Origin of the sequence: Flavobacterium sp. (assembly GCF_039932285.1) — a bacterium.
In the GTDB taxonomy this organism is placed as follows: domain Bacteria; phylum Bacteroidota; class Bacteroidia; order Flavobacteriales; family Flavobacteriaceae; genus Flavobacterium.
The window spans coordinates 1-9,060 of record NZ_JBDTQE010000091.1; the positions used below are offsets into that span (position 1 = coordinate 1).

Below are 9,060 nucleotides of genomic sequence, written 5' to 3' on the forward strand. Positions count from 1 at the left end.
AGCACAATTCGGAAAAGAAAGAGTTAGAAATACACCTATTTGCGAAAGTGCAATTGTTTCAGCAGCGATGGGATTGTCTATCAACGGGCACAAAGCTATTGTAGAAATGCAATTTGCCGATTTTGTTTCGACAGGATTTAATCCAATTGTCAATTTATTAGCAAAATCTCATTATCGTTGGTTAGAAAATGCCGATGTGGTGGTTCGTATGCCTTGCGGTGGCGGAACGCAAGCGGGACCTTTTCATTCGCAGACCAATGAAGCTTGGTTTACCAAAACACCAGGATTAAAAGTGGTTTATCCAGCATTTCCTTACGATGCAAAAGGTTTATTAAACACAGCAATTAACGATCCTAATCCTGTTATGTTCTTCGAGCACAAGCAATTGTACAGAAGTATGTATCAAGATGTCCCTAAAGATTATTATACGATTCCTTTTGGGAAAGCGGCTATGATAAAAGAAGGTTCTCAAGTTACTGTGATTTCATTTGGTGCAGGAGTGCATTGGGCTTTAGACACCTTAACTAAAAACCCTGAAATTTCAGCTGATTTGATTGATTTACGTTCGTTACAACCTTTGGATACCGAAACTATTTTTGCATCAATTAAGAAAACAGGAAAATGTATTATTCTCCAAGAAGATTCTATGTTTGGCGGAATTGCTAGTGATATTTCTGCTTTAATCATGGAAAATTGCTTCGAATACCTAGATGCTCCAGTAAAACGTGTAGGAAGTTTAGAAAGTGCTATTCCTTTTGTAAAAGCACTAGAAGACCAGTATTTACCTAAAGTTAGATTCGAAGAAGGATTATTGGAATTATTAGCTTACTAAAACTTTAAATAATATAGTATTGAAAGCCGTTCCTACTAGGAGCGGCTTTTTTATTTGATTCCGAAGGCTTTAGAACGAAGTAATTCAAAAATTCATCCCAAAGAGATTTCTCTTATCCTTTCCGAAATTCCAAATTAACGATAGTTTATTTATTTAAACCATTGGCTTTTTTACTACAAAATCAGGTATTTATACCCTGTTTTAAAGTTTTTAATAACTCTAAATTTGAATTGTAATACTAAACAACAGGTATTAAATATTAATTTGAGTTTAGAAATGAGAAAATGGAATAAAATCATATTAGTATTTACTTTTTTATTCAGTACTGCATTTTTGTTTTCTCAAAACGAACGGTTAATTATTGGACGAACAACAGGAAAGTTAGCTGTTAAGAAAAACTTAGAGATTAGAACTTTTGGATTTACAAACTCACTTTCAGGTCAAGTTACTTTGCCAGGTTATTGTGTTAATGTGAAGGAAGGCGACAGTGTACATATCGATTTTTGGAATATTTCACAAGGAAATCCAGTCTCTTTGTATTGTAAGGAAATCGAATTTTTGCAACGTAATACTGAAAAGGAAATCATGAAAAAGAAAGAACCTGTTCACCATATGGAACATGGTTTTTATTCTTTTCTGGCCAAAAAAGCAGGAGCTTATCTTTATTATAGTCCAGAAAATTATCCTTTCAATCTTCAAGCAGGTATGTTTGGCGTCATCATTATTCAACCAAAAGTGAATGACTCATTATTGGTTAAGTCTTCAAACGAAATACTGTGGTGTAGTTATGAAATAGATACAAATTGGCATACTGATGCTATTATGGGTACAGAATATGATGTTTCAAACAAACCAATTGTACTTCCTGATTACAAACCTAGTTACTTTTTGATTAATGGTGTAACAATTCCAAAAAATAAAGGTTTGCAATCGTTAGCACACAAAAAAGAAACTTTGCTTCTTCGTTTAGTGAATTCCGGATTATACCTTCATGAAATACAGTTTCCAGCGGGTACAAAACTTCAATTAATTACTGGAAATGAATCTCATATAAAAATAGCTAAAGAAAATACCATACGACTTAATTCAGGTGAATCTCTTGAATTGCTGGTTTCTTTAGAAAACGTAGCACAAAAGGAACAAATCATATATTATTTTATAGACTCAATTTCAAAACAGGAATGGTACAAAGCTAATATTCCTGTTTTTTATTAATATGTAAACAAACAACCACCATGAAAACAATATTCTTTTATCTCATTCTTCTTTTATCTTTTTCCATTTCCTTTGCGCAAAAAAAGCCTACTTTTTCTGTAGTGGGGAATGCAACAAATAAGGAAAGTTTACTAAAAAGTAAACGACTGGATATTTCTAAAATTAAAATCGAAAACATTTCTAATAAACCAATATATCTTGTTTGGGAAACGGTGTACAATACATTTCCTAAAGAATGGGATTGTTCTATGTGCCAGCATGGAGCCTGCCAAATAGGAATCCCAAAAGGTTCTTCTTTTAGTAAACTAAATGCAGATCAGCAGGGATTTATTGCCATTCATGTTATTCCTACCAATAAAATGGGTAATGGGATTGTAAAATTTAAAATATATGATAAAGCAAATCCTAGTTATTCTAAAATCCTAACTTTTGAAGTCGACGTCCTTTAATCTAAAATAAACAAACAACTCAATACTCACTTAAAAACAAACAAAAATGAAAAAAGTCCTTCTTTTATTATCCACGATTTTGATTACAAGCATGAGCTTTGGTCAAGACCAAACTCCGACGAAATATATTCGACGAAATGCCAATACACCTGAAGCACAACCTGATCTTGAAGCCATGAATGTAGCATTCAAAAAAATGCGTGAAATGGGTTGTGATAATGGTCTTGCTTGGTATTATCAAGGAGCAATACACAACATTCCAAGTGTAATAAACGGGAAAAATACACTTTGTGCAAATTATCAAACCAGCAAAGACAAATTATGGGCTTGGGGAGATTGTACACACAATGGCACACAAAATGCTTCTCTAAATTTTCTTTTGTGGCATAGAATGTACACTTGGTATTTAGAAAAAATAGTCAGAGAATTATCTGGAAAAAAAGATTTTGCTTTGCCTTATTGGAATTATGGAAGCACAAATGTTGCAGATAATATTATGGTAGCACCTATGAGAAGCAAAACAGGTTCTTTGTATGAACAAGCTAGATATAGTGTTCTTAACGACGGGAAACCTATTCCTACAGATAATGTAGATGCAATCCAATTGGCGTTAGAGGAACTAAAAACAAATCCTTCCTTTGCAGGATCTGCAGGATTTAGTAAAAGTTTAGAAATTGCTCCCCATGGTTATATGCATGACCTTATTGGGGGAGAATATGCAAATCCAAGCGAAACTTATTATAACGAAATATACCAAACCAATATGTCTGGACTCATGGCAAATGTTCCTTCAGCGGGATTTGATCCAGTATTCTGGTTGCACCATAGTATGATAGACCGTATTTGGGAATCTTGGGATGTTTCTGCTTATGGGCAACGTCCTACACTAGACGAGCTAAAAGCCAATCCTTGGACTTATGAGTTCATAACACCAGATGGAGGGCATATTACTTATACATTAGATGAATTGTATTCTGTGGTTTTCAATTTAGATTATACTTATGATAATTTGTTGTACGGATCTGAAACTCCAGTTTTAGCAGCTAATGAATCGAAAGGGAAAGCTAAAATTTCATTTCAGGATTCAAAAGAAAAAATAGTTTGGGAACAAAAAGTAGGAAAGATAATTGGAGAGACTGCTTTTTCCCACAAAGTAACTAGCAAACTAGCAAAAAGCACCAATAAAGTCTTTAGGAGCGAAGCAAACTCTAAAATGGTATTGCATTTAGATGTTGTGGTTTACAAAGAACCAAAAGACAATTATAGCATTTTCCTTCGTTATCCTGGAAAAAAAGACCAATATGTTGGGGTAATGACTTTCTTTGGAGTGGCTCACGATCACGGAACAGGAGAAAATCATGAAATAGGAGAGAGTGGCGTAAAACTTAATTTCTCTTATTATATCTCAGATGATTTATCAAACTCAGATGATGATTTCGAAATTATTATAAAAAAGAATGGGATTGGAGATGCTAAAGTAACACTAGAAAAAATTAGTGTAGCAAAGATAAATTAAAAGTACTAAATTATTGAGAATATTTGTATGTTATACCTGACAGGTTTTAAAAACCTGTCAGGTATAACTTTATATTGGTTTTGCTAAATCTGTGGCAAAATATTTTTTATGAGAAAATTGCAACAAACAATAAGTAAAATACAATTTGTTACTAAGCAACGAGATTATCTCTTTTGGACTACATAACCCAATTGTTCGTCTTCGTCTTCAAATTCTAAATCGGCATCTTTTTCCCAAATTTCCATTTCGCACGGTTTGCAGTTAAATTTTAATTTATATGCATTCTCCCCATGTGTAAGTGTAAGTGGTTCTACGACTTTTTCGCCCATAGTTTCTCTTTGAAAACGAGCGCATTTGCCTAATTCATATTTCACGCAATATTTAGTAGTCATTACTCTCGCTTTTCCTGGATCCCATTGTAACTCGAAAGCTTTTTCGATTTCGGTTACGCCATGACGTTTGTAAAAAGCTTTTGCCAAATGGTTGGATACATTGTATGTAAAATCGAGTTTTTCGACAGGATAAGGATGGTCTGTTTTGGTAATTTGAAACTCTTCGCGATGGTATTCATTAATACGAATATCTATGAGTTTTTCTAGGGCTTCACGTCTAATTTCGTTTACTTTAGAAATTGGTAAAAACCAATTGTTAGAGAAATTTACTTTAATATCATCAACAATAAAAGGTGTATTTCCTGTTTTTGCTAAATTAATTTTGATATTAGGAATTGTAGAAGCTTCGTTTTTAGCCACTTCTTTCTCTATTTGCAAAGTTGCTGTGCTTTGATGACCATCTTCATCGGTAGCAACCAATTGAAATCCATCTAAAGTTTCGGTAAAATGTAAGTTAACCCCAATTTTACGTACGACACTATTCTCTTTTTCTACTATTTTATTAAATTCGGCATCTGAATTTCTATAAATCATCGTGCCTACAGCAAGAGGTTTCAATGTGTTGGGAACTACAATATTACCAATAATGATGTTCACTTGTGTACCATCGGCTTCGCCTTGTTCGTTGAGGAAATAAAGACCGTCGCCATTGTTTAGTTTCTCATGATTTTCAATCACATAACCATTGGCTTTAATTTCGATTAATTTACCAATGACTTGTCCTTGCGATTTTGGACTTTCCCAATTCCCAATTTTTTCTTTGCGTTTGTTTACAAAATAATCGGTATAACCACGATTAAAACTACGATCCATTTCGGCTTCGAAATTATAAAAAGTGCGACCAGAAGAAGCTTTTTGGAAGGTATCGTTATTTTCTAAAAAGGCATCTAATTTTTTTCTTAAATAAGACGTATTATTTTTTACATACACAATATCTTTTAATCGGCCTTCTATTTTAAATGAGGTTACTCCAGCTTCAATCAAATTAGGCAATTGGTCGCTTAAGTCTAAATCTTTTATAGATAATAAATGACTGTTTTCAATTAAGGTTTTACCCGTACCATCGGTCAAATTATAAGGAAGACGACAGTTTTGAGCACAAGAACCTCTGTTGGCACTTCGTTCGCCACCAGCGATACTCATATAACAGTTTCCGCTGAAAGAAACGCAAAGTGCTCCAGAGACAAAAAATTCTAATTCGACATCAGTGGCTTCACTAATTTCACGAATTTGGTCTAGGTTTAATTCTCTTGCCAGCACAACACGTTGCATTCCAGCATCTTTTAAGAATTTAACATGTTTAGGATCTCTATTATTAGCTTGTGTACTGGCATGAATGACAATAGGAGGAATGTCCATTTCCATAATAGACATGTCTTGTACAATAAGTGCATCTACGCCAATAGTATATAATTGATGAATTAATTGTCTGCAAGGTTCTAATTCATTTTCATATAATATGGTATTTATTACCACAAAAACTTGGGCTTTAAATAAATGAGCATAGGTTACCATTTCGGCGATATCTTCTATAGAATTGGTTGCATTTGTTCTAGCTCCAAATAAAGGTGAACCAATATATACAGCATCTGCACCAGCATTGATAGCAGCTATCCCTTGCACTAGATTTTTAGCCGGAGCTAAAATTTCAACCTTCTTTTTCATATTTTATTGTATATACTTTATTTGAATAACGGAAACCGCAAAAGTATAAAATACTTCATATATAAATTGTAGAATATTGAAAATTACGATAGAAATTAATTTAATATTGGTTGTTTGTATAACTATAGTTTATTAATTGAACTTTATCTACTTAAAAAAGTATTGTAAGATTATTATTTACAGTCAGATTTAAATAACAATTTTTCCAATACTTTTAAAAAATATAAAACCAAAATCATTTTAATTTCGTATGTTTAATAAATTAAGATTTTTTAATTTTTATTTATGTACGATGAATTAAAATATTGGTATCTCCGGGACCATAAATTATTTAGAACTTTAAGTTTTTCCCAGATAAAGCAATTATGCATTATAGTTGGTTTTAAAAAAGCAAACAAGGGTGAAATTATATATTTTTCAGATTCTGATGTACCAAGAATTTTTCTTTTAAAACGAGGAAGCATTAAAATTGTTTCTTTAGATGAAGATGGTAACGAAACAATCAAAGATATTATTCAGAAAGGAGATTTGTTTGGAGAACTTTCTTTAGATAATGATATTCAGGTTAACGAATATGCAAAAGTGCTAACTGATGAAGTTTCTATTTGTAGTTTTTTATTGTCTGATTTTGAAGATTTAATACTTCGGAATCCTCAATTGGCTTTAGGTTATACAAAATTCGTGGGTTTAAAAATGAAACGATTAAGGAATAATTATGCTAACTTAGTTACTAAAGATGCTAAAACAAGATTACTTACTTTCTTAAAAGAATGGGCAGAGAAAGAAGGTGTTTTTGATAATAACAAAGTAACACTCGAAAATTATTTAACACAAAATGATATTGCCCAGATAATTTGTACATCTAGACAAACTGCGACAACATTACTTAACGAATTTGTAGATAATGGCATTATAGAATACAATCGCAAAGAAATAATAATTCCAGATTTTAAAAAAATATAAAATTTGGATAAGATGTAAACTAGCTGACAAAGTGTTGCTGTTTAGCTTCATAATTTTACCAAATAAAATATAAATATTATGAAAAATTTACTGTTTACATTAGCAATCTTATTTACAATTTCGAGTTTTTCTCAAAGTACAAGAAGGTTAGAATCTTTTAATTTAGAAAAGAAAGTAGGAATACAAGGTTATGATCCTGTAGCCTATTTTAAACAAAAAAAAGCTATAAAAGGTAAGAAAGAATTATCATTTACTTATGAAGGTGTGATTTACAATTTTTCTACTAAAGAAAATAAAGAAGCATTTGCAAAAATGCCTGCAATATATGAGCCTCAATATGGTGGATGGTGTGCTTATGCAATGGGAAGTTCTGGAGATAAGGTTGAGATTGACCCTGAAACTTTCAAAATTATTGATAACAAGTTATACCTTTTTTACAACGCTTATTTCAATAATACTTTAAAGAGTTGGAATAAAGATGAGAAACAATTGAAAATGAAAGCAGATTTAAACTGGAAAAAATATTAATTATGAATTCAATTTTAATAAACAGAACAATAAAAATAATTGTAGCTTTTATATTATTACAAACGTTATATTTTAAATTTACGGCAAGTTCTGAATCTGTTTTTATATTTACAAAACTAGGAGCAGAGCCATTTGGAAGAATTAGTTCAGGAATTATCGAATTATTAGCATCAATATTCTTATTTGTGAATAAAACAAAATTTTATGCTGCATTTATAGCCATGTCAACTATGTTTGTTGCTATAGTATCACATATATTTATAATTGGTATTGAGGTAGAAAACGATGGTGGAACGCTATTTTTTATGGCTTGCATAACATTTATATTAAGCCTATATTTAACATTTAGATACAAAAAGGACATTAATTTTTTAATAAAATAGACTATGAATTTTAGCGCTGTAAGACATACTTTAGAAGAATTAAAGGACTTATTAAATCAATTATCTGACAAAGATTTTGCATTACCAATATTATATTTAGGTAATTCATCGGTAGGAGAACATACCAGACATATTATAGAAATGTTTCAGTGTTTACTAAATTCGTATGAGTCAGGTTTGTTGAATTATGATGACAGAAAAAGAAATAATTTAATTCAAACAGATACTAATTTTGCAATTCAATCGATAAATGATATTATAAAATCTATCGAAAAAGAAAATAAAAATATAGTGCTAAAACAATTACTTTTTAAAGCTTATACGGAAATAGAAACAAATTATTTTAGAGAGTTATTGTACAACTTAGAGCATTGCATACACCATCAAGCACTTATAAAAGTAGCCGTTTTTCAAATGGAAGACATACAACTTACTGAAACTTTCGGGATTGCTTCATCAACTATTGAATATAGAAAACAATGTGCACAGTAAGTTTTGTAAACAGTAATGGCAAATATATCATTACTTCAAACAGAGATGAAAAAGTGGCTCGAGAGAAAGCTATCGAACCTAAAATTCATTTAGTAAATGACAAAAAAATATTTTTCCCAAAAGATCAAAAAGCTGGTGGAACTTGGTATGCCGTAGATGATAAAGCACATGTTGTTGTTTTACTAAATGGTGCCAAAGAAAAACATGAACTAAAATCTAGTTATAGAAAAAGTAGAGGATTAATAGTTTTAGATTTAATTAGTTCAGAATCTGTAATTTTATCTTGGCAAAAAATAGATCTCGACAATATAGAACCGTTTACATTGGTTGTTTTTGAAAACCAAAAATTATATCAATTACAATGGAATGAATTAAAGAAAGAAGTCACCGAATTAGATACAACAAAAAATCATATTTGGTCATCATCAACCTTGTATCCATTAACAATTCGAGAGCAAAGAAAACAGTGGTTTTATGATTTTTTAGAGCCGAAAAATAGAGTTTCAGAATTAGATATGTTGCATTTTCATAAAAATACCGAAGATAATAATAAGGAAAATGGATTGGTTATAAATCGTAATAATATCTTGAAAACCTTGAGTATCACACAAACTATTATCGAAAA

At 31.2% G+C, this 9,060-nt stretch carries 10 protein-coding genes; 9 read left to right on the forward strand and 1 reads right to left on the reverse strand.

The features are described from left to right. From ABI549_RS12485 to ABI549_RS12500, 4 genes are all read left to right on the forward strand, one after another. A partial coding sequence (locus ABI549_RS12485; protein WP_348076792.1) for a transketolase C-terminal domain-containing protein occupies positions 1–832 on the forward strand: 832 nt, incomplete at its 5' end. A gap of 276 nt (positions 833–1,108) precedes the next feature. Beyond that, positions 1,109–2,047, forward strand: coding sequence for a multicopper oxidase domain-containing protein (locus ABI549_RS12490; RefSeq protein ID WP_348076793.1), 939 nt, complete (start codon positions 1,109–1,111; stop codon positions 2,045–2,047). A 20-nt stretch (positions 2,048–2,067) separates the two neighbouring features. Beyond that, a complete protein-coding gene (locus ABI549_RS12495) occupies positions 2,068–2,496 on the forward strand; it encodes a hypothetical protein (protein WP_348076794.1) in 429 nt (142 codons plus the stop codon). A 46-nt stretch (positions 2,497–2,542) separates the two neighbouring features. After that, the gene (locus ABI549_RS12500) at positions 2,543–4,012 is read left to right on the forward strand and encodes a tyrosinase family protein (protein WP_348076795.1); all 1,470 of its coding nucleotides are present in this window, start codon (positions 2,543–2,545) and stop codon (positions 4,010–4,012) included. 164 nt (positions 4,013–4,176) lie between these two features. Here ABI549_RS12500 and ABI549_RS12505 read toward each other — a convergent pair whose 3' ends face one another. Next, positions 4,177–6,069 carry a U32 family peptidase gene (locus ABI549_RS12505; protein WP_348076796.1) on the reverse strand — a complete coding sequence of 631 codons (1,893 nt, stop codon included), beginning with the start codon at positions 6,067–6,069 and terminating at the stop codon, positions 4,177–4,179. 285 nt (positions 6,070–6,354) lie between these two features. Here ABI549_RS12505 and ABI549_RS12510 point away from each other — a divergent pair, with 285 nt between their 5' ends. The 5 genes from ABI549_RS12510 to ABI549_RS12530 all read left to right on the forward strand — a co-directional run. Beyond that, the gene (locus tag ABI549_RS12510) at positions 6,355–7,032 is read left to right on the forward strand and encodes a Crp/Fnr family transcriptional regulator (protein WP_348076797.1); all 678 of its coding nucleotides are present in this window, start codon (positions 6,355–6,357) and stop codon (positions 7,030–7,032) included. Positions 7,033–7,110: 78 nt separating this feature from the next. Continuing rightward, positions 7,111–7,560, forward strand: coding sequence for a YHS domain-containing (seleno)protein (locus ABI549_RS12515; protein WP_348076798.1), 450 nt, complete (start codon positions 7,111–7,113; stop codon positions 7,558–7,560). 2 nt (positions 7,561–7,562) lie between these two features. Next, positions 7,563–7,943, forward strand: coding sequence for a DoxX family protein (locus ABI549_RS12520; protein WP_348076799.1), 381 nt, complete (start codon positions 7,563–7,565; stop codon positions 7,941–7,943). Positions 7,944–7,946: 3 nt separating this feature from the next. Then, positions 7,947–8,435, forward strand: coding sequence for a DinB family protein (locus ABI549_RS12525; protein WP_348076800.1), 489 nt, complete (start codon positions 7,947–7,949; stop codon positions 8,433–8,435). Then, on the forward strand, positions 8,423–9,060 hold a 638-nt coding region (locus tag ABI549_RS12530), incomplete at its 3' end, for an NRDE family protein (RefSeq protein ID WP_348076801.1). The genes ABI549_RS12525 and ABI549_RS12530, both read left to right, overlap by 13 nt.

What these genes read in the sequence shown, in the direction of transcription:
- ABI549_RS12490 (WP_348076793.1), top strand. Translation starts at nt 1,109, where the DNA reads ATGAGAAAATGGAATAAAATCATATTAGTATTTACTTTTTTATTCAGT.
- ABI549_RS12495 (WP_348076794.1), top strand. Translation starts at nt 2,068, where the DNA reads ATGAAAACAATATTCTTTTATCTCATTCTTCTTTTATCTTTTTCCATT.
- ABI549_RS12500 (WP_348076795.1), top strand. Translation starts at nt 2,543, where the DNA reads ATGAAAAAAGTCCTTCTTTTATTATCCACGATTTTGATTACAAGCATG.
- ABI549_RS12505 (WP_348076796.1), bottom strand. Translation starts at nt 6,069, where the DNA reads ATGAAAAAGAAGGTTGAAATTTTAGCTCCGGCTAAAAATCTAGTGCAA.
- ABI549_RS12510 (WP_348076797.1), top strand. Translation starts at nt 6,355, where the DNA reads ATGTACGATGAATTAAAATATTGGTATCTCCGGGACCATAAATTATTT.
- ABI549_RS12515 (WP_348076798.1), top strand. Translation starts at nt 7,111, where the DNA reads ATGAAAAATTTACTGTTTACATTAGCAATCTTATTTACAATTTCGAGT.
- ABI549_RS12520 (WP_348076799.1), top strand. Translation starts at nt 7,563, where the DNA reads ATGAATTCAATTTTAATAAACAGAACAATAAAAATAATTGTAGCTTTT.
- ABI549_RS12525 (WP_348076800.1), top strand. Translation starts at nt 7,947, where the DNA reads ATGAATTTTAGCGCTGTAAGACATACTTTAGAAGAATTAAAGGACTTA.